We start from the raw sequence: 19,281 nt of genomic DNA on the forward strand, positions 1-19,281 counted from the left end.
CTAAGACTCTTATGGAAATTGATCCTTAATATCTTTTACATACTTACCAGAATATGTGAATGGATTATTACAGAATTCAATAACTATTTAAAAAAACACCTATGAAAACAACGATATATGATTTTTTAGAAAAAGCTGGAGATTATATTAATAATAATCTACAAGATCTGCTTGCTTACTTAGATAAAGACAAACACCGTTTAAAAGGCGAATTAATACCTAGTGATAGGGTGCTTTCTTCAAGACATAAGGGATTTAATTTAAACGGGAAAAATATTACACCAGAACTCTCTAGACAAGGCGTACTTATTAATGGAGAGACAGGGTCAATGAAAAGTGCTGGAGCGGTCATACGTTCTATTTTGACCGTTAATGGCTCTCAAATTATCCATGATCCTTCTTCAGAATTACACCAAAAGACAAGCGGAGCATTAGCCAAACGAGGCTATACGATCTTGCAACTTGATTTTGCAAAACCTACTCGAAGCTTGCGCTACAATCCTATAGAACGTGCCAATACCCGAAGTCAGATTACTCAGTTAGCAACACAGCTTGTGACGATTAATGGTGATACGACAACTGACGATGCATCCTTTTGGAATCAGAAGGCTATCGAGGTGTTATACATCCTCATATCAATTGTAAAGACACAGGATAAGGAATATCAAACCTTGTATCAGGTCGCTAATTTATTAGATCAAATGCAGTCCAAAGAAACGGCACCACTGGTGGATAAGTTTTTTGCAAAATATGCACCGAATGATGAATTATTTGTAAAGTATTCTTCGGTAGTCTCACAATCTCCCAACACCCTTTCTTCGGTGCTGGCATCAGCGCAGACAGCAGTGCAGATATTTTCATTGGATGAAAATATTGCCGAAATAACCGCTAGCGATTCTATTGGTGATTTCAAGGATTTACGTATTCAGGGCACGTGTTTGTACATTCACTCAAGTACCTCAAAAATGAGATATTACAGTAAGGTTACAAGCATTTTCCTGTCACAATATTTTGAAAGCTTCTTTGAGGAATTACCAACGGAAAATATGGAAGATATGTATTTTCATTTGGATGAGACGCCCATTTTATCCATCGGATCTCTTGATATTATCGCTGCAAATATTCGTAAGTATCGTGGGGCATTGATGCTGGTATGCCAAAATGCAAAAGCGCAACTTACGGCAAAATATGGCAGACGTGCTGATGCTATCTTAAGTAATCTACGCACCAAAGTATATATGTCGGCTGATCTTAATACTGCTACAGCCTTGGAAATAACCTTAGGGAGATATGAGTTTAACGATGACCAGGACTATAACAGGCTTAAATCTCGTTCTGTTTTAAATGCAGATGAAATCATGAGTTTGCCACCAGAGAAAGCACTCATTATGGTATCAGGAATGCGAGGGGTTTTAGCTCGTGTAAAACCGTATTTTAAAGTACGTGCCTTACGTGAACTTACGTCATTACCGCCATACAGGAATGATCAGCACTATGCCATGAGTGATTCAATTCCACTTTTAGTACTCAAAGAAATGTTCCCAAATACGGAGAGTGATGAAAGTGCCGACTAAATTCACAGGTGTCCATGATTATCTCGATGAACTCTTTGCCAGTAGCGATCCTAGCGATGCTGATATCATACTGGCAAAGAAATGGTACTGGCGTTGTTATAACAGCCATTTAAAACGACAGCGAAAGCACTACAGTAATTTATCCGTGTATTTCTCGCAAGAACAAATTACACGTATTAAAACCTATGCAGAAAAGGGAAAGGTGTCTGATTTTATTAAACTAGTTGTACTGTCATATATGGACAGTACAACTTCTGTTGTAAAGACGGTAGATACCGCGATTATTGAACAACAACTCTTTCGTATTTCAGATTATCTAGAGGAACTTATACAAAATAATAGCGTAATCAATACGATAGAACTACAAGCGCTTGAAACTAAAATCATCGTATTACAAGCCTACATTGACGAGTTATGATTATAAAAAGTAAATCATATAAAACAGAATGCTATCAGAATGTTATAGCATACGTCTTACGGGAGTCAGAATTGGAAAATGGCTTTGTTATTTCTCGTTTTATCAAAGGGAATAACAGAGATGTAGAAGCTATATCAAAGCAATACAAGACCAATGAAAGTTATAGAAAACATATTCGTAAGAATAATGTAAAACTCTATATGGATATCCTTTCTTTTAAAGCCGAAGACGCTAGATTACTTACCAATGATAAGTTAGAAAAGATTGCAAAAAAGTATATCTCATTACGCTCTCCATTAGGTATGTCATTATGTACGGTGCATAGAAATGAGAAATCTCATACTCATTTACATTTTGTGTTTTCAGGTACGCACTATCGCATAGGAATTGCCAATCGTATCTCCAGAGATGATTTTAAAAATAAGGTCAAAATTCCTATGGAAACCTATCAAAAAAAGCATTTTCCAGAACTCAAAGCTTCGGAAATTTCTCATCAGAAGAAGGTGTCACCTTCAAAAAAAAAGCAGTAACCAAAGATGCTGAATGGCAAATGAAGCATCATCGTAATGCTGTTTCAGAAAAACAGAAATTCATTAGCATACTAGATGGTATCTATTCAAAGTCGTCATCACAACAAGCCTTTTTTAAAGAAGTACAACAGCAAGGTTTAGAAATATATTCTCAAAGAGGGAAGGCAAAGGGTATTAAGGGCAAACGTAAATTTCGATTTAAAACCTTGGGTTATACGCCTGAAATGTTAAAGCTATTGGATAAAAAGATAGAAAAGAATGTCCGCTTGGAAGCTCTAAAACGAATACGAGAGAACCAACAGGAGCATTCTATGGAAAAGGAACGAACAAGAAAGAGAAGCCGTTAAAGCTTCTCTTTTTAGTTTAGGAATGAAAGGGGTTCTAGGGGCTCCCTAGCAGGAATAGCATTATGAAAAGGAGCTTGTGAATTTCATAATGCAATCCTGCTCACGATGTCGCTCAAAGGAATAGAAACTATTCTGATTTACGACCATCGTGACCTAAATGTCCTCAAATGCTCCATGGTAAGCAGATGAGGACATTTTCGAATTTAGGGATAAAAGACAATTATTGAGATTCTAATCTCCAACCAGAATCATAGTATACAAAATGGGCAGTAGCTTCTTTAAGGACAGACTTACATTCAGAGTTCTTATTCTTCCTCAACATATAGAAAGGAGATGCGACCGCTTCATACGAAAATCGAACTGATGCTGTCTTGGCTTCTTCATTAACAGAGATACCTATAATATCCTTGATAAGAGCACTTGTTATAAGATATACATAACCTCCTTTTTTAAATTCTGTTTCAGATTGTTCTGTAGGTTTCCATCGATATTCAGTCGCTACGCTATTAATACCATATCCTACATTCTTTTGTTGTATGGTGATGAGTCCTAAACCTTCAAGTTCTTTCATTATTGCATAAGTAGTACGATGCGTATCCCAATTCGTAAGTGTTCGTTGAGTCATTAGGTCGTAACAATCTTCTGTGAATGATGCTCGTAATATCTCTATAGCCTTATCATTAGATATGGCTATTCCCGAATCACAGGAACAGAGCATAAAAACGCTCAATGTTAAAAACAGTAATTGTTGTTTCATGATACTTTGATTTACTGTGCATCTTTTTCACTGTAGATTTTCCCGCTAAAATCTGCGTCATATATTTTGCCGCATCCTTCAATTTGGTATCGGGTCATCCAACTTACTTTTCGCTTACTGATGACTTTTAAATTTTCTGCGGGGCAATCGGTAGCGATAGAAAGATTGGTGATAGCGTTCTTTTCAGTATCTCCGTTAATACTTCTGGTTAGAGAACCACAAGCTGATAAGGATAATACAAGAATTACGAGTGAGATGAGTTTTTTTTGTCTCATTATAAATGGTTTAAAAGTTACTAATGAAGCAAACATAGAAAAAATGTTTGAAAAAACTACTTTAAAATTACTATTTGTAAGTAGTAACGTTTTAATAGGAACTCTAAGTACTTTGTTTTATGGCAACACAGGACAAAAACATTGAAAAACAGTTAGTCAAACTAGGTGAGCGTTTTCAAGAACTTAGAAAGGCAAAGGGCTATAGTAACTACGAACTTTTTGCTTTTGATAATAATATTCCACGCGCTCAGTATGGACGATATGAGAAGGGGCAAGATTTAAAATTCAGTAGCCTTTCTAAAGTACTCAAAGCACTTGATGTTACTTTTGAGGAGTTCTTTAAAGATTTCGAGGAAAAATAAAAACATCTTAGAAATAAGATGTTTTAAGAAATATTGAGAAATAAAAAAAGGCTATATCTCAAGCCCTAATTCTTTTGCCGTTCTAATAGCGGTTTCTTCAATAACGATCCAGCAAAGGTTAGCAACATTGTCTCCTTTAAATTTAGAAAGATCTTTCTCTGTAATGCCATACTCTTTTTGTTTTTTAAGAATGTCATTTTTATAGATGGTATAAAAGCTATCAACATCTGAATATTCCATAAACTGAAATGTCATACCCATTGAAGTTTTAGGATTAATAATGTTTTTGATGTAGGCTGTACAATCATTCTCATCATAGTTTAAAGAATCATAAGAAATGAAACCTTCTATAGTTGTTTCAGCTTCTTTTTCTGCAATAGTTTCTAAAGTATTTTTAATTTCAAGATTAGTCATAGTATTATATAAAGGTTAACGAATAATACGCTGACGGTAAAGCCCAGTGGCAAAGCTTTTTTGACAAGGGGGAATCTGCTAAGAGCATTCCTTGCGAAAAAGGTGTACTGGGCTAGTGTCGGAAGTATTTATTTGGAATTTATATATGACTAGGAAAAGTTTTTTTAAAGAAAATAAAGAATTATGAATTAAGACTTTTTAAGAATGAAAATTAAAATAGTTTGAATTAATGAATTAAATATCTGTTGATTACGGTTTCCCGTAAAGAAATTACATTTATCTAATGTAACTTTAAAAATTAGTTTAATTAGTTAGCTGAAAGTTTTCTTTAAACTAATTTTTGGTACAATAATTTAAGTTATTAAAAGCGTTTTATAGTGACTTATTTATTAATATAAATTTTATAGTTATGAATGATGAATATTCAATAGTTTTAACTACCTCTGATTCTGATGAAGAAACAAAGAAGATAGCTAATATACTATTAGAGAAAAAATTAGCAGCTTGTATTCAAGTTTCTAAGATAGAGAGCTATTATACTTGGGAGAATAAAATAAATGTTGATAATGAGAATTTATTATCAATAAAATCTAAAAAAGAAGACTATCTAAAAATAGAAAAATGTATTAAAGAAGTTCACTCATATGATGTTCCTGAGATAGTGCAAATTCCTATTGTGAATGGTGCTGAGTCTTATTTGAGTTGGATCAATGATGTAACAATCTAGAGAATGGTTATTGATTCGGAATTAGTCTTGAAAATAGCCATTCCAATTGGCTCAATGATTCTTGGATTAATTCTTGGTTCAGTTATAGACGGGTATAAAAGTAAAAGGAAATTTAAAAAGGAGTTAAAGAATAATAATTTTATTGATATTTCAGGAAATGACTGGTTTGCTGCTTGGCAAACTAGTGTTGAAAATACAATGAATTTGAATACAGAATGTGTTTTAATGCAACAAAAAGGGCAAACTGTAAAAATCTGTAACACAGAAAAAGCACCTGAAAATCCTAAAGGAGGATATCTTTGGGAAGCTCAATTACAATTTTTTCATGGAAAAACTTTAATGGGCTGGTACTTTCCACTACAACAAGAAAATATTACATCTAAAGGCATAATGTTTTTAACCTACCAATCCTCTAAAAGAGTGTTTTTTGGTAAATGGGTTGGATCCTCTTATGACGGTGACTTATCTAATGGCTTCGTTGTCATATCTAAAGATCGAGATGATTCTTTAAGATTATTAAAAGAAATTATAGGTAAGCACACAGATAAGGTTAACATTATTTATGATGCTATTTAAAGAAAATATATGACAAATAACGACTATGTTTTTTATGGACAAACTACATCTCTTTGTGAAGAGTGTTTGAAACCAGTTGAAGCAAAAATAATTTTTGAAAATAACGAAGTATTCTATTTAAAATATTGTTTAGAACATAAATATCAAAAAACTCTTATTTCTACAGATATAGAATATTTTAAAAGATCTAGAAATGTTGCAGAGAAAACAAGAAGACCTATAAAAATAAGTCATACAATAGAAAAAGGATGTCCCTATGATTGTGGCTTATGCGAAAGTCATGAACAGCACACTGCTATGGGTATTGTAGAAATTCTTGACGAATGTAACCTAAAGTGCCCAACTTGTATAGCAGCTTCTTTTCCTGGAGCTGGCAATATTAAATCTATCTCAACAATTGAACGAATGGTCGACACTTTGATTAAACATGAAGGTGTATTAGATTTGTTAATGGTAAGTGGAGGAGAACCTACTATTCATCCGCAAATTTTCGAAGTATTGGACTTAGTTCAAAAAAAGGAAATAAAACAAATAATGCTTATTTCTAATGGCGTTCGTATAGCTAAAGATTTAGACTTTGTGGAAAAACTTAAAAAATACAAGGATAATTTTGAGATTTATCTTCAATTTGATTCACTTCAGTCATCTGTTCTAAAAAATATTAGAGGAGAAGATTTATCTAGTGTAAGAAGAAAAGCTGTCGAAAATTTAGAGAGAGCTGAAATTCATTCTACATTGATTAGCGTAGTTAAAAAGGGATTAAATAATTTCGAAATGTCAGATGTTATTGATTTTGCCTTAAAATATAAATATGTTAGAGGTGTAACCTTTCAGCCTTGTAAAATAACTGGTCGAAATAATGGTTTTCAAAAAGAATTAGATTATATAACTCTTTCTGAGGTTCGTCAACAAATAATAGAATCTTCTAATTTTTTTACTAATGAAAACTTCATCCCACACCCCCTGAATCCTGAAAATATATGTATCAGTTATTTACAAAAAGATATAAATATAGAGAACTGTACTAATTTGTTGTTTAGTAATAGTTTTAAGAATGTTGATGATTTAAAAAAGCAAATGTATTTTTTGAAAGAATTAGATACTGATGATATTAGATATGAAAACCTTTTCAGGGTCTCAATAGTATCTTTTTTAGATAAATTTAATTTTTGTACATCGTCAGTAAAAAAATCTTGCATTCATTTTGTTACAGATAGTGATGAAATTATACCTTTAGATACATATTATATGCTGTATAGTTAATTCTTTATATTCAATATAAAAAGATATTAGATTGTCAAAGGAGATTAATTAACTATGTATAGTTTATTGCCTACCAATAATTGGGTTTATTTGTTCTCTAAACTTTGATTCAAGAATTGGCATAATAACACTGTAATTTGTTACATTACATTTTAGTGTGCTCAATCTGAATGTTTCATTAAATAAATTATCTCTTGCATTTAGTTTAAGAGCAAATGTAGTTTTATGTAATTCTTTAAAGAGATGCTCGTGAATCCTACCTTCAATCTTCTTTGATTTACCTATGTAGAGTGGTATCCAATCGTTAAGTTTGGTATGCCTTTCAATACGTTTCTTTTTTAAATTTGATGTAAAAGACTTTAGATATTTTTTATCTGCCCATTTTAAACGGAAATCTTCAACCCAATCAGAAAATGTATTAAAAGCACCTTGATTCTTAATTTCTATTAAATAAAGACCAGAGTATTTTAACGAACCCCAAGGTATTTCAGGTATATGATGTTTATTGAGTTTGAATTCACAAATTTCAAGAAAGGTTAAATCTAGGATTATCTTTTCTATAAGAAGTTTAATTTCTGTAATATCGTCATCTATTTGATTCAGGCTATCCATATAAAATTTATTTTTCCCTTACCTTATTCAATTCCTCCAATCTCTTCTTCATTGTCACCGCTTGCGACTTCTCAAGCTTATCCTTCTCAATAATAGAATCCAATAAGATTTCTACCACATTGCGGTTATACTCAGACAATCCTGATATGGCTTCAAGTTTCTCAACAGTTGTTTGATCTTTCACTTCACGAGAACGAAATAAATCTACCACAGGAATACCAATTGCATCACATACACGCTCCAGAGTTTGCAGTTGCGGAGATACCTGCCCTGTTTCTAATCGAGAATACGTACTTGGAAGCATATCACAAGACTTGGCAACATTGGCTTGGGTAAGCTTCTTTTCTACTCTATAAAACTTCAAGTTATCTATCAGTAATTGCTGTACTTCGGTCATAACGGTGGAATTATTTACCTCAAAAGTAGGTTATTTAGCTATAAACACCAAAAAACACACTAATTTATATATTTAGTGTGTTTAAAGTCAATTTATTTATATATTTGTGTGTATAACGCTGACATTCAGAATATGAATACTTTTAATACTACAAATCCGAACCATTACTCATATATCACAGAGGTGTTGGAATTCCATATTCTCGGTGGTATTTCAATCGCAGGACTAGATCGTATGCGAGTGACCTTAAAGATACATAAGGTGGATGCTCCTTTTCACGCCTTACGACATACCATGGATTTATATAATGCGAATGCTCTTGAAAAGTTTGTACGCAAGATTGCTGAATTTTTAGAAGTAGGTACTTCTATTATACGACGTGCATTACAAGAACTGATTCATAAACTGGAAACTTATCGATTAGAGTTATTAGAAATAGAAAACTCTGATGAGGTGTTTGAATATGAGCTTTCGCAAAAAGAACGGAGACAAGCCATAACGATACTACGTTCTGATAAGCTCATGGAAAAAACAAATAAACTCATTGGTGCTAGTGGCGTGATTGGAGAAATTGATAATCGATTACTGATGTATTTGATATTTACCTCCCGTAAAATGCAGAATCCGCTGCATTGTATTTCCTTTGGAAGTTCAGGTGTTGGTAAGACACATTTACAATCTAAAATTGCAGCACTTATTCCAGATGAAGATAAGGTAGAAATGACGGTCTTATCGGCTAATGCTTTCTATTACTACAAACGGAATGAATTAAAGCATAAGCTTATCCTTATTGAAGATATGGATGGTGCCGAAGAAGTATTATATCCCCTTAGAGAGTTACAAACCAAAAAACGTATTACCAAGAGTGTCGTACAAAAAGGTACTGGCGGGGAAGGCATCACCAAAAGCTTAACGGTAGAAGGACCTATTTGTGTTGCAGGGTGTACCACCCAAGAAAGTATCTATGAAGATAATTCTAATCGTTCTTTCTTACTGTATATAGATGAGAGTGAAGAACAGGACGAGCGTATTATGAAATACCAGCGTTTAGAATCGGCAGGACGGATTAATAAGCAAGATCAAATAGATGCGCAAAAGATACTCAATAACGTACAGAGACTTTTAAAGCCAGTACGTATTATCAATCCTTATGCAGAACATTTGATATTACCTAAATCAGTTTTTAAACCACGACGTAGTAATGCACATTATCTGCAATTCATAGAAGTTGTTACTTTCTATCATCAACATCAAAGAGAGTCACAATTTGATGTGTATACTGGAGAAGAATATATCGAAACGACGCTTGAAGATATCAAAGTAGCCAATGCGCTAATCAAAGATACTTTGCTTCGTAAGTCTGACCCATTAAACGGAGCAACGAGAAACTATCTAGAGGGACTTAAAGCCCATTTACATAAAAAACAGAATACGGTATTTACCAATCAAGAAATCAGAAGAGAATTGCGCATTAAAGAATCCACCTTGAGACGATATCATCAACTGCTTTTGCAAGAAGGATATATGAAACGTAGAACAGATATTCAAAAGGAATCCTTTTGTTATGAAATTGTCGATGTAGATGAGTTTACTCATTTAGAAACAACCATCGATATGGCGCTGAATATGTGTATCGAAAAGTTGCAAAAAGTGGCAAAAGTATAAATGCCTGCCCGTGCTACGGGTCGCCACTTCGCCAGTGGTTCGCCACTGGTGCAATGGCGAGACTAAGTATTTGATACACAAAATAGAACGAGAAGTTCGCCACGAAAACCAAAAAATGTAAAAGGGTATAGAAATTTATACGCTTTCGCGAAAGCAAACTATGAAAAAACTACAACTTAAAAACGAGGTATTTATACAGCTCCTCTACTCATATACCAATTGGCTGGACGTACTTGGCTATGCTCCTACTACGGTCTATAATCTGCCGAATCATTTAAAAGAATTCTTTCATTATCTGGAGAGAAGAGGACATCGTAATCTTGATCTAGTAACGACTTTACTTATCCAAGAATATTACACCCAACTATCACAACGTGGAAACCAAAGACGTGGCGGGGGATTATCAAAAGCCTTTTTAAACAAACACCAACAAGCTCTAAAGAAATTCTTAGTCTATCTCAAAGAACACAATGCCAATATCAAATTTGGCGTGCATCTCAAAGGAGAGAAAATATCCTATCACAATACAGATAAAGTCATCCTCACCCAAGACGAAATCAAACGACTCTTTAAAGCCTGTGATTATTCTCACATGAGTGAACACTTTCAAATGAGAGACCGTGCAATACTTGTATTACTCTATAGTTGCGGACTCAGGCGAAATGAAGCAGTACATATCAATTGTGAAGATATCTTATTTGATAAAGGTCGTATCTATGTTCGTAAAGGTAAAAACTACAAAGAACGCTTTGTGCCAATTAATCCATACAATCTAAGTATCCTCCAAGACTATCTCTATGAAGGAAGACCAGAGTTTCAGAATAACTATCAAACGGATGCTTTTTTGATTTCACAACGAGGAACCCGTATCAATGATATGTCGATAGCTAATAGACTGAAGTATATTGTTGATGCCAGTGAAGATGAAAATATCCAAGCAAAGAATATTACCCTGCATACCTTACGTCATAGCATCGCTACGCACCTCATGCAAAATAAAGTGCCGATGAAATCTATTAGTCAATTTCTCGGTCATTCTTCGCTTGAATCAACGCAGATATATACTCATTTAGTAACGATGAACGAACATGAAATCATTTGACACCTATCTCTATGAAAAGGCGTATGCCAAATCAACAATCAATACCTATTTGATCTGTTACGATAAGTTTATGAGGTGGTGTGAATCAAAAGACTATGACCCGTATACCATTGATTATAAAACCTGTTTAACCTACGCAAAGAAAATACAACGTCCCACAGCAGGGAAGCGACCTTCAAAGAGAACGACCAAACTACGCATTGGAGCCTTAAAAGTATTCTTTAACTATCTGATAGAAGAAAACCATAGAGGAGATAATCCAATGGAGAATATGAACATCAGAGGAGCAAAACGAACCCTCAATCATAACCTCCTTGAATATGAAGAACTAGAAGATTTGTTTTATAGTTTCCCAACGCAGAATATAGAATTACCTCATAGTCCGTCGGTAGCGATACGGGATAAGGTAATCATAGGACTTATGGTATATCAAGGACTTTCTATTACCTCTATCAAACATCTGAAGATACAGCACGTAAATCTAGAACGGGGGAATATCTATGTACCAAGTACTCGTAAAACCAACTATCGTAAGCTAGAAATCAAATCGCCACAGGTGCTTTCCTTAGCTCAATATATACAAACAGACAGGGAAACCCTGCAAAATGCTATAGCGTGCCACACAGAGGCTTTTATACCGCAAAATTCGGATCGTTTTACAGTTGCTTGCCAGCTGTTTAAAAAACTCCGCAGAATTAACCTTAATATTAAAAACGCACATCAGATACGAGCATCAGTGATTACCCATTGGTTAAAACTTCACAACATACGTGAAGTGCAATATATGGCAGGGCATCGCTATATTTCTTCAACCGAACGATTCCTGCAAGATGATATTGAAAACTTGCAAGAAATGATTGATAATTTGCATCCTATCAATTAATTACATAGATTGTAATTCCTTAAATTAAATGTATTACTCTAAACAAACCTCAATATTCATTGGGGATTATTTGTTTATTCTCCTCTGATTACGGGAAACCGTAACATTAAAAAGATTTAAAATTGTTATTTAACGGTTTGAAGAAATTATCAAGCTTTTACTATTTTAAATATGTTTGATAACGAGATATATAGTTCCTATGATAACTATATTCAATAATTAGGTTCAAACTGAAAACCCACATTATGAAAAAAATACTACTATTAGGAATTTCGATTGTCCTTAGCTTAAACATCTATGGGCAAGACTCATTTTTTGAAAAAGGTTCTACAAAATTCAATTTCGAAAGCCCAATATCTAATATCCCAAAAGATGACGTCTCTTTTATTGATTTTACACATAATAATATTGTGAATCACCCATTAGATAAGAAAGGCACAGGCAGTATATCAAGTAATTTTATAAAAGTTCCTCAAGTAATAATTCAGAAAAAAAATATTGCAAGAATAGTTTTCTACACTCAAAATCAAAATGAGAATACTGATGTTGAAAACGTACTTATAAATAACGATATCAATGGAGAAATGTCAATTACTTACTATAGTGATAACGTTGTGAAATTAGAAGAAAAAGTTGACTTGAGAAATAATTGGGTGGAATACCATAAAAATATTGACATCTACAATATTAATAAGGTTTCAATCACTTTTAATTCATCGAGTTTAAAGTCAAAACTTTTTGTTGATAAAATAAAAATCAGTCAATACTCGGAGAAAGGAGCTGATTACTATAAGTCAAGAGAGGATAATGAAAAATTAATATTAAGTACTGTTAATGGCACGAATTATAGTGAACAAATAAATGCGATAAAAAATGTATATGATGATAATATATTGGATTTATTCGAATACAGAGAGCAAGTAATCAAAGTCAAATCATTTGGAGAAGGTGTTGATTTAGGTATACAAAAAGAAGCCCTTATTAATCCATTTAAATATCCAAGTTTCACTCTTTATTTCAACAAACTGAAAAATAAAGCAGATAGTGCGACAAAATTAGAATTAGAAAACATTAGTTCTGAAATCAACAAAGGAAGCTGGCTAAATATTGTTGGAAATATTGCTAATGTAATAACAGGAGGAACATTCAATAGTCTTATAGAATCTATAAATGATATCGTAAATGAACAGATTATTACATACAATAATTCGGAGATATACAAATTGAGTGGTAAACTATTTACTCTAAAAAGTAATGGAGGACTTAAACCATTTGATGATCCAAGTGGAGTGAGGGCTTATAATGATAGTATATCTAAAGACAAAGATTATATAACATTTTTAAAAAGACTTCAGATTTTACAACTTTCAAGAAATGAGAATTATAATCAATTTGCAAAAACAAAAAATAAGATTGACATCTTAGAAGAAAATATTGATTTATTACTTAATCGGATTCTACAAGAAGCTGATTTAAGTTTGATAATTAATGATGCTTACCGAAATGGAAGATTAAACAATATAAAATACTATGATTTATTTGATGAAAAGTTTGACGCTACAGTAGATGATGTGAATATTTTAATTGATAAAAAAATCAAATACTCTTTAATCAAAAACGATTTAAACAACCTGAAAAAAGAATATTCTATACTAATGAGTGCTGTAAAAACTCATTATGATAATTCTTTTACATCTATTTCGTTCAGGGAAGATTTATTTGATAAATTAAATACATCTGATGGTTTTGATAAAATCAAAGAGGATTGGAAGACAAACGTAAGGTCGCTTTCTGAAACTTACAGGAAAAGTTCAATATTGAAAGATTTGAAAGAAATCACAAAGAGTAGTAAGCTGAAATAGTGAATGATATAAAACATTATGTGAATTACTGCCAACAATATGATTTGTGTGTTTTCGGGAAGGCACAAAATTTTTAATTGGATGAATTGCCAAAAATAAAATAATAAGTAAAATTTAAAATTTTGACTTGTGTTTAATCCGAAATAAAACTGCTTTTTAACAGCACTACGTTTCATATACAAGCACATTGTAGGATATTAAAATAAGATTGAATGAGAAGAATAAATGTATTAATAGCAAGTAATTCATTTAAAGAGAGTCTATCTTCAAGTGAAGCTAATGACTCAATTGAAAAAGGCTTGAGGTTATTTGAACCACTTTCGAATATAAACTTCTCTTTTCGGAAAAAAGAGATTTGTGATGGAGGGACAGGGTTTTCAGAAATTCTATCGAAGTCGCTTAATGGACATTTAGAAATAACTAAAAGCAGAAACCCCTTAATGAAAGAGATTAATTCTCATTATGGTGTTTGTGAAACTAAAGAAAATGTTTTTATAGAAGTTGCCCAAACTGCTGGTCTAGCACTTTTAAATAGAGAGGAGAGAAACCCTATCAATACAACTTCATTCGGTGTAGGCTTGCAAATCAAGGACTCAATAAAAAAATTTAAACCAAAAAACATATATATAGGGTGTGGCGACACAGCAATTAATGATTATGGAGTTGGTATGCTAACAGCTTTGGGTGTTGAGTTTTTAGATGAAAAAGAAAATATCATTGATGCAAAAACACCAAAAGATATTCTGAGTATTAAAAAAATAAATCTAAATAAGAGTGATTCAATCAATTTCTTAAGAAATAATTGTAACGTATTTATCTGTGGAAATTTGAGCAGCATTATTGGAGGGAAGACAGGAACTTCTAATGTTTATGCCAAACAAAAAGGTGCAAGTGATGAAGATATTGATATTTTAAATAAAGTCAAAACACATTGGCTCAAGCTAACAAAATTACATTTTTCTGAAAATATTGAGTATATTCCAGGATGTGGAGCTGGTGGAGGAATTGGAGGTTCAGCATATTTGTTTTTAACCGCAAGATTGACTTATAGCTTTGAAAAAATATTTGAAATTATTAACCTAGAAAAAGACATAATTTGGGCTAATTTAGTATTAACAGGGGAAGGTTTACTCGACTTAAACTCCCTAAAAGGAAAGGCTCCAATTTGCGTTGCACTTCATTCAAAAAAATTTAATAAACAAGTTGGTTTAATAGCTGGTTCAGTTGGAGATGATTGTTCAAATGTTATGATTAGAGCAGGTGTTGATTTTGTTGAACCTTTGACAAATAGTGATATTTCTGTTTTAAATTACATTAGCAAGGCAAAACAATTAGTTACTCAAGCAAGTTTTAGATTGGCAAGAAAATTATATAACTAATGAAAAAAAGAGCATTTGTTTTTGATTTATGGAATACCTTAGTTGTAAAAGAAGGGAAAAAAGAAACGGATTTGGTAGCTGAATATTTTGACTTACCAAGAAATGAAGTACACGAATGGATTAGAATATCTAGTGTTGGTAAGAATGGAAAAGAAAAATATAAAGTATTTGAGTCTTTATGTTTAGAAAACGATTTAGAGTTTACCAAAAAAGATGCTGATTTTATTGATAGTCTTTATGATATTTATTCAAAGGAAGTCCATTGGATTGATGGAGCGAAAGAATTATTAAAAGATCTTAAAAAAAAGGGATATATCATTGGTGTTTTATCAAACACAACTGAATTGTCACATTCTGTAATAAAACAACTAGGATTGGATGAGTTGGCAGATTTTGTGGTATTATCTTGTGATGTGGGATATTTAAAGCCTGATCCTAGAATTTTTCAAATCATGTTAGATAAGATTGGTATAGAAAGTCAAGAAGCATTTATGATTGGAGATAAAATAACAACTGACATTCTTGGTGCAAAAACCGTGAATATGGACACGATCCTTTTTGACCCAAAAATAGATAATAATAAAAACAAATATAATTCTTCGATTAATGGAATAGTAAACAAAATATCTAACGTAATAGAATTCACTTAATAAAATAGAACAAAATGAAAATAACAAAGTATTCTCAATTCACATATACTGTAGAAAACAAGCAAGGTAAAAAATTGCTTATTGATCCTGGAAAATATAATTATGAAAATAATTTTACAACAAAAGACTTCGGTCATATTGATTTAATGATAATCACTCATAAGCATGCAGATCATCACGATATAAACGCAGAAGGAGAAATAGTTAAAAATTCAACCCCTATAGTCTACACAAATACAGAGATTGGTGAAAAAGATTTTGCAAAAGAAAGAGGCTATCGTATAGCAAAAGTCGGTGATGTAATTAATGAGCTTGGTTTTAAAATCACTTTAACTTTTACTGACCACTTTGCGAAAGGAGAATTTGTAATTAATTTTGGTATGTTCATAGAATGTGACGGAAAGTCATTTTATCATACTAGTGACACGAGATTTTTAGAACAAAATATGTATGATTATGAGTTAGTTAAGAATCCAAATGTTTTGACTTTACCAATTAGTAACAGAGGGGTTGTTATGGGCATAGAAGACGCTATTGTTTTCACTTCTCAAATTGTACCTGAAATTGTAATTCCAGCTCATTATGACAGCCCAAAAGATAGTGTTAGAGTTAATCCACAAGATTTTGTAGATAGATTTAAAGTTTTAGAAAATCGTATAGAAACTCTCAAAAAAGTAAAAGTCCAAGTCTTAAATTTTGGAGAATCTCTAAATCCATAATATGCCAAATTTAATCTTATTTGAAGGAACAGATGGTTCTGGCAAAACGACATTAATTAATAATTTCAAAAATTTTCTTGAGAAGAAGAAAAAAACTTGCCAGATTATAGACAAATTGTCTATTGATACAGCTAAAAGCATTACTTCTGTTTATAACAAAGCAGAACTACATAAACTAACAGAAATATATTTAAGAGTGGCTCGTGAATTCTCTAAAATTAATGCTATTGATAATAGTTATGACTACATAATAATTGATAGAGCAATAATTAGTCTTATTTCTACAATAAATATTTATGGCTTTAAAACAGAAGAGTTTGATGCGGTAATAAATAAAATAATAGAACATTACGATATTTATTCAACTGTATTTTGTTGCCCACCTTTCGAAATTGCTCGAAAGAGAATAGAAGAAAGAGCATTAACAACAAAAACTCCTCTTTCAAAAAAAGAACAAAAAGGTTTTGAATACAATAAAATGATTTATGATAATCTTGTTTCATTATCTCAAAACAAAAAAATAACTGGGAATCAAGTTTTGATTATAGATTCTCATGAGAATAACGAAGAGCAATGCTTAAAGTTAGTAACAGAATTCTATAAAGAATAACCACTTACAACAAAAGATTATTCGTAAAACCAACTATCGCAAGCTAGAAATCAAATCGCCACAAGTCATTTCCTTAGCCCAGTATATACAAACGGATAGGAAACCTTGCAAAATGCTATAGCGTCCCACACAGAGGCTTTTATACCGCAAAATTCGGATCGTTTTACCGTTGGCAACCAACTGTTTAAAAAACTCCGTAGAATTAATCTGAATATCAAAAACGCACATCAGATACGTGCATCAGTGATTACACATTGGTTAAAGCTTCACAACATACGAGAAGTGCAATATATGGCAGGGCATCGCTATATTTCTTCTACCGAGAGATTTCTGGAAGACAGTATTGAAAACCTACAAGAAATGATTGATAATTTGCATCCTATCAATTAATTACTGTATCTTGTTAATTCCTTAAATTAAATGTATTACTCTAAACAAGCCTCAATATTCATTGGGGATTATTTGTTTATTCTCCTCTGATTACGGAAACCCGTAAAACTAAACTATTTTAAAATTGTTATTTAACGGTTTTAATGTTTTCATTGAATTAAAATTAATAATAAAATATGGCTAAAAGCTTTGTCAAAGAAAAGGGGAAGGAACATTTAGATAAAGATTTTCTTGAAGAATTGAAACATAAAATTTGGGCTACCAAAGGAACTAGATTTACAGCAAATAATCGTCTTAAGACAATTGATCGATACTCTACATTGAGTTTGAGTTTTGTTTCTGCATATTTGATAATTTTTGGATTAATATCTGTATATAACCTTTATAATCCTGAAACTATTAATCCCGATATAATAGCTTTTACAATTACGGCTCTTTCCATATTAGTATTAGTCTTCTCTTTATTGGAAAATGCTCAGAATTATCCAGTTAAAGCTAAAAATTTTCACGACTGCGCATTAGATTTAGCAGATTTATATAATGAGTTACAGAATTACAAATCATATAATGCAAAAGCTACTAAAGAAGAAAAATTGGAATTTTGTATGAATTTACAAAAGGAATATCAAAATGTTTTAAGAAGGTATCAAAATCATTCACCTATAGATAATAAAAGATTTAGATTAAATCACCCTGATTATTATCCTATAAAATGGTTTGAATGGATTACAACACCATTATGGTACTTTGTTAAATCAAGATTAATTTATTTATTGACAATAATAATACCTGGAGTAATACTTTACTTACTTCTTCAAAAACTACTTTAATTTAAAATATTAAATATGGATTTTAAAGTATTATTAAGTGATTTTTTTTCAACTTTTTGTAAAGATTCTAGTCTGAACCCTATAGCTAAAAAAAAGGTGCTTAGTTTAATTAATGATTTTGAAGATGGAAATTGGAGATACACAAAGTTTCAAAATTTTATATGGGATAATATTGCAGATACTGCATTATCCTTTAGAGAAAGAGATAGCTTAATTAATCAACCTTTATCTCAACTATCTGAATCTGCTAAGAAGCTAAGATTGACTGATAAAGATAGTGATCTAAGTAAAGGAAGTGAATTATCAGAAATCTTACTTTATGGAATAATGAAACATTATTATAAAGCACTACCTGTTGTCCCAAAAATATATTATAAACAGAATCCTAATGATAATGCAAAAGGTGCTGATAGTGTACATATTGTTGTTGAAGATAATGACTTTAGTATTTGGTTTGGTGAAGCTAAATTCTATAATAGTATAGAAGATGCTCGCTTAGGTGAAATTATAACATCAGTAGAGAACTCTCTTAAAACAGATAAGATAAAAAAAGAAAATAGTATCATAACTGACTTGCAAGATTTAGATCTCTTAATAGACGATAATCTAGAATTAAGAGAAAGGATAAAAAATGCATTATCCACGCGAGAATCTATTGATGATTTAAAGCCAAAGTTACATATCCCTATTTTGTTATTACATGAATGCCCAATTACACCTAAATACGATCAATTAACTTCAGCTTATGAGTTAGAAATTTCTAATTATCATAAACAAAGAGCTCAATCATATTTTAAAAAACAGATAAATAAATTTGGGAATACATTACATAATTATTCTGAAATAAGTTTCCATCTTATTTTGTTTCCAGTACCTGTTAAGAAAGATATTATTGATGAATTTATAAAAATTGCAAACTTTCATAAGAACAGATAGTAT

The 19,281-nt window shown here is 31.8% G+C and carries 23 protein-coding genes; 18 read left to right on the forward strand and 5 right to left on the reverse strand.

All coding sequences use genetic code 11. The annotated features are described in order from the left end of the window. Positions 1-101 precede the first annotated feature (101 nt). The 4 genes from Q1A01_RS03735 to Q1A01_RS03750 are packed head-to-tail and all read left to right on the forward strand — an operon-like array spanning position 102 to position 2,869. The gene (locus Q1A01_RS03735) at positions 102-1,574 is read left to right on the forward strand and encodes a type IV secretory system conjugative DNA transfer family protein (protein ID WP_299676183.1); all 1,473 of its coding nucleotides are present in this window, start codon (positions 102-104) and stop codon (positions 1,572-1,574) included. Next, positions 1,558-1,992 carry a hypothetical protein gene (locus Q1A01_RS03740; RefSeq protein ID WP_299676186.1) on the forward strand — a complete coding sequence of 145 codons (435 nt, stop codon included), beginning with the start codon at positions 1,558-1,560 and terminating at the stop codon, positions 1,990-1,992. Before Q1A01_RS03735 ends, Q1A01_RS03740 begins: the two co-directional genes overlap by 17 nt. After that, a complete protein-coding gene (locus Q1A01_RS03745) occupies positions 1,989-2,522 on the forward strand; it encodes a hypothetical protein (protein ID WP_299676189.1) in 534 nt (177 codons plus the stop codon). The genes Q1A01_RS03740 and Q1A01_RS03745 overlap by 4 nt, the downstream gene beginning before the upstream one ends. A gap of 20 nt (positions 2,523-2,542) precedes the next feature. Further along, on the forward strand, positions 2,543-2,869 hold the full coding sequence (locus Q1A01_RS03750; protein ID WP_299676191.1) for a hypothetical protein: 327 nt from the start codon (positions 2,543-2,545) through the stop codon (positions 2,867-2,869). Between the two features lie 220 nt (positions 2,870-3,089). Here Q1A01_RS03750 and Q1A01_RS03755 read toward each other — a convergent pair whose 3' ends face one another. Next, positions 3,090-3,626 carry a hypothetical protein gene (locus tag Q1A01_RS03755; protein ID WP_299676194.1) on the reverse strand — a complete coding sequence of 179 codons (537 nt, stop codon included), beginning with the start codon at positions 3,624-3,626 and terminating at the stop codon, positions 3,090-3,092. Between the two features lie 11 nt (positions 3,627-3,637). Beyond that, positions 3,638-3,937, reverse strand: a complete 300-nt coding sequence (locus tag Q1A01_RS03760; RefSeq protein WP_299676197.1) for a hypothetical protein — start codon at positions 3,935-3,937, stop codon at positions 3,638-3,640. A gap of 83 nt (positions 3,938-4,020) precedes the next feature. On the opposite strand from Q1A01_RS03760, the gene Q1A01_RS03765 reads away from it, so the two are divergent. Beyond that, positions 4,021-4,263 (forward strand): helix-turn-helix transcriptional regulator, encoded by a 243-nt coding sequence (locus Q1A01_RS03765; RefSeq protein ID WP_299676200.1) that lies wholly within the window; start codon positions 4,021-4,023, stop codon positions 4,261-4,263. A gap of 51 nt (positions 4,264-4,314) precedes the next feature. Here Q1A01_RS03765 and Q1A01_RS03770 read toward each other — a convergent pair whose 3' ends face one another. Further along, on the reverse strand, positions 4,315-4,677 hold the full coding sequence (locus Q1A01_RS03770) for a hypothetical protein (RefSeq protein ID WP_299676203.1): 363 nt from the start codon (positions 4,675-4,677) through the stop codon (positions 4,315-4,317). Between the two features lie 409 nt (positions 4,678-5,086). Between Q1A01_RS03770 and cutA the strand changes: the two genes are divergently transcribed. Genes cutA through Q1A01_RS03785 form a run of 3 tightly spaced genes read left to right on the forward strand, consistent with a single transcriptional unit; the run spans position 5,087 to position 7,243 of the window. Continuing rightward, on the forward strand, positions 5,087-5,404 hold the full coding sequence (gene cutA, locus Q1A01_RS03775; RefSeq protein WP_299676206.1) for a divalent-cation tolerance protein CutA: 318 nt from the start codon (positions 5,087-5,089) through the stop codon (positions 5,402-5,404). A gap of 3 nt (positions 5,405-5,407) precedes the next feature. Beyond that, a complete protein-coding gene (locus Q1A01_RS03780; protein ID WP_299676209.1) occupies positions 5,408-5,980 on the forward strand; it encodes a hypothetical protein in 573 nt (190 codons plus the stop codon). A gap of 9 nt (positions 5,981-5,989) precedes the next feature. Then, positions 5,990-7,243, forward strand: a complete 1,254-nt coding sequence (locus Q1A01_RS03785; protein ID WP_299676212.1) for a radical SAM protein — start codon at positions 5,990-5,992, stop codon at positions 7,241-7,243. A 63-nt stretch (positions 7,244-7,306) separates the two neighbouring features. Here the strand turns inward: Q1A01_RS03785 and Q1A01_RS03790 are convergent, their stop codons facing one another. Beyond that, positions 7,307-7,855: a hypothetical protein gene (locus Q1A01_RS03790; RefSeq protein WP_299676215.1), complete on the reverse strand. Its 549-nt coding sequence runs from the start codon at positions 7,853-7,855 to the stop codon at positions 7,307-7,309. 7 nt (positions 7,856-7,862) lie between these two features. Further along, a complete protein-coding gene (locus Q1A01_RS03795) occupies positions 7,863-8,252 on the reverse strand; it encodes a helix-turn-helix transcriptional regulator (protein WP_299676218.1) in 390 nt (129 codons plus the stop codon). Between the two features lie 132 nt (positions 8,253-8,384). Between Q1A01_RS03795 and Q1A01_RS03800 the strand changes: the two genes are divergently transcribed. From Q1A01_RS03800 to Q1A01_RS03845, 10 genes are all read left to right on the forward strand, one after another. Continuing rightward, positions 8,385-9,917, forward strand: coding sequence for a hypothetical protein (locus tag Q1A01_RS03800; protein ID WP_299676221.1), 1,533 nt, complete (start codon positions 8,385-8,387; stop codon positions 9,915-9,917). 160 nt (positions 9,918-10,077) lie between these two features. Continuing rightward, positions 10,078-11,019 carry a tyrosine-type recombinase/integrase gene (locus Q1A01_RS03805; RefSeq protein WP_299676224.1) on the forward strand — a complete coding sequence of 314 codons (942 nt, stop codon included), beginning with the start codon at positions 10,078-10,080 and terminating at the stop codon, positions 11,017-11,019. After that, positions 11,006-11,902 carry a tyrosine-type recombinase/integrase gene (locus tag Q1A01_RS03810; protein ID WP_299676227.1) on the forward strand — a complete coding sequence of 299 codons (897 nt, stop codon included), beginning with the start codon at positions 11,006-11,008 and terminating at the stop codon, positions 11,900-11,902. Before Q1A01_RS03805 ends, Q1A01_RS03810 begins: the two co-directional genes overlap by 14 nt. Before the next feature lie 245 nt (positions 11,903-12,147). Continuing rightward, the gene (locus Q1A01_RS03815; RefSeq protein WP_299676230.1) at positions 12,148-13,764 is read left to right on the forward strand and encodes a hypothetical protein; all 1,617 of its coding nucleotides are present in this window, start codon (positions 12,148-12,150) and stop codon (positions 13,762-13,764) included. A 212-nt stretch (positions 13,765-13,976) separates the two neighbouring features. Next, positions 13,977-15,143 carry a glycerate kinase gene (locus Q1A01_RS03820; protein WP_299676233.1) on the forward strand — a complete coding sequence of 389 codons (1,167 nt, stop codon included), beginning with the start codon at positions 13,977-13,979 and terminating at the stop codon, positions 15,141-15,143. Next, a complete protein-coding gene (locus Q1A01_RS03825; protein ID WP_299676236.1) occupies positions 15,143-15,793 on the forward strand; it encodes an HAD family hydrolase in 651 nt (216 codons plus the stop codon). The genes Q1A01_RS03820 and Q1A01_RS03825 overlap by 1 nt, the downstream gene beginning before the upstream one ends. Positions 15,794-15,807: 14 nt before the next feature. Next, positions 15,808-16,512, forward strand: a complete 705-nt coding sequence (locus tag Q1A01_RS03830) for an MBL fold metallo-hydrolase (RefSeq protein ID WP_299676239.1) — start codon at positions 15,808-15,810, stop codon at positions 16,510-16,512. A gap of 1 nt (position 16,513) precedes the next feature. Continuing rightward, the gene (locus Q1A01_RS03835; protein WP_299676242.1) at positions 16,514-17,122 is read left to right on the forward strand and encodes a hypothetical protein; all 609 of its coding nucleotides are present in this window, start codon (positions 16,514-16,516) and stop codon (positions 17,120-17,122) included. 566 nt (positions 17,123-17,688) lie between these two features. Then, positions 17,689-18,342, forward strand: a complete 654-nt coding sequence (locus Q1A01_RS03840; RefSeq protein WP_299676245.1) for an SLATT domain-containing protein — start codon at positions 17,689-17,691, stop codon at positions 18,340-18,342. A gap of 15 nt (positions 18,343-18,357) precedes the next feature. Continuing rightward, positions 18,358-19,278: a DUF1837 domain-containing protein gene (locus tag Q1A01_RS03845; RefSeq protein ID WP_299676247.1), complete on the forward strand. Its 921-nt coding sequence runs from the start codon at positions 18,358-18,360 to the stop codon at positions 19,276-19,278. Positions 19,279-19,281: the final 3 nt, after the last annotated feature.

Source organism: uncultured Dokdonia sp. (assembly GCF_947492815.1).
Taxonomy (GTDB): Bacteria; Bacteroidota; Bacteroidia; order Flavobacteriales; family Flavobacteriaceae; genus Dokdonia.

Excerpts from the sequence above, each read along its gene's own strand:
- cutA (WP_299676206.1), top strand. The coding sequence starts at position 5,087 with ATGAATGATGAATATTCAATAGTTTTAACTACCTCTGATTCTGATGAA.
- Q1A01_RS03820 (WP_299676233.1), top strand. The coding sequence starts at position 13,977 with ATGAGAAGAATAAATGTATTAATAGCAAGTAATTCATTTAAAGAGAGT.
- Q1A01_RS03760 (WP_299676197.1), bottom strand. The coding sequence starts at position 3,937 with ATGTTTGCTTCATTAGTAACTTTTAAACCATTTATAATGAGACAAAAA.
- Q1A01_RS03795 (WP_299676218.1), bottom strand. The coding sequence starts at position 8,252 with ATGACCGAAGTACAGCAATTACTGATAGATAACTTGAAGTTTTATAGA.
- Q1A01_RS03805 (WP_299676224.1), top strand. The coding sequence starts at position 10,078 with ATGAAAAAACTACAACTTAAAAACGAGGTATTTATACAGCTCCTCTAC.
- Q1A01_RS03745 (WP_299676189.1), top strand. The coding sequence starts at position 1,989 with ATGATTATAAAAAGTAAATCATATAAAACAGAATGCTATCAGAATGTT.
- Q1A01_RS03765 (WP_299676200.1), top strand. The coding sequence starts at position 4,021 with ATGGCAACACAGGACAAAAACATTGAAAAACAGTTAGTCAAACTAGGT.
- Q1A01_RS03735 (WP_299676183.1), top strand. The coding sequence starts at position 102 with ATGAAAACAACGATATATGATTTTTTAGAAAAAGCTGGAGATTATATT.
- Q1A01_RS03815 (WP_299676230.1), top strand. The coding sequence starts at position 12,148 with ATGAAAAAAATACTACTATTAGGAATTTCGATTGTCCTTAGCTTAAAC.
- Q1A01_RS03810 (WP_299676227.1), top strand. The coding sequence starts at position 11,006 with ATGAAATCATTTGACACCTATCTCTATGAAAAGGCGTATGCCAAATCA.
- Q1A01_RS03740 (WP_299676186.1), top strand. The coding sequence starts at position 1,558 with ATGAAAGTGCCGACTAAATTCACAGGTGTCCATGATTATCTCGATGAA.
- Q1A01_RS03770 (WP_299676203.1), bottom strand. The coding sequence starts at position 4,677 with ATGACTAATCTTGAAATTAAAAATACTTTAGAAACTATTGCAGAAAAA.
- Q1A01_RS03830 (WP_299676239.1), top strand. The coding sequence starts at position 15,808 with ATGAAAATAACAAAGTATTCTCAATTCACATATACTGTAGAAAACAAG.
- Q1A01_RS03780 (WP_299676209.1), top strand. The coding sequence starts at position 5,408 with ATGGTTATTGATTCGGAATTAGTCTTGAAAATAGCCATTCCAATTGGC.
- Q1A01_RS03825 (WP_299676236.1), top strand. The coding sequence starts at position 15,143 with ATGAAAAAAAGAGCATTTGTTTTTGATTTATGGAATACCTTAGTTGTA.
- Q1A01_RS03785 (WP_299676212.1), top strand. The coding sequence starts at position 5,990 with ATGACAAATAACGACTATGTTTTTTATGGACAAACTACATCTCTTTGT.
- Q1A01_RS03755 (WP_299676194.1), bottom strand. The coding sequence starts at position 3,626 with ATGAAACAACAATTACTGTTTTTAACATTGAGCGTTTTTATGCTCTGT.
- Q1A01_RS03845 (WP_299676247.1), top strand. The coding sequence starts at position 18,358 with ATGGATTTTAAAGTATTATTAAGTGATTTTTTTTCAACTTTTTGTAAA.
- Q1A01_RS03840 (WP_299676245.1), top strand. The coding sequence starts at position 17,689 with ATGGCTAAAAGCTTTGTCAAAGAAAAGGGGAAGGAACATTTAGATAAA.
- Q1A01_RS03800 (WP_299676221.1), top strand. The coding sequence starts at position 8,385 with ATGAATACTTTTAATACTACAAATCCGAACCATTACTCATATATCACA.
- Q1A01_RS03790 (WP_299676215.1), bottom strand. The coding sequence starts at position 7,855 with ATGGATAGCCTGAATCAAATAGATGACGATATTACAGAAATTAAACTT.
- Q1A01_RS03750 (WP_299676191.1), top strand. The coding sequence starts at position 2,543 with ATGAAGCATCATCGTAATGCTGTTTCAGAAAAACAGAAATTCATTAGC.
- Q1A01_RS03835 (WP_299676242.1), top strand. The coding sequence starts at position 16,514 with ATGCCAAATTTAATCTTATTTGAAGGAACAGATGGTTCTGGCAAAACG.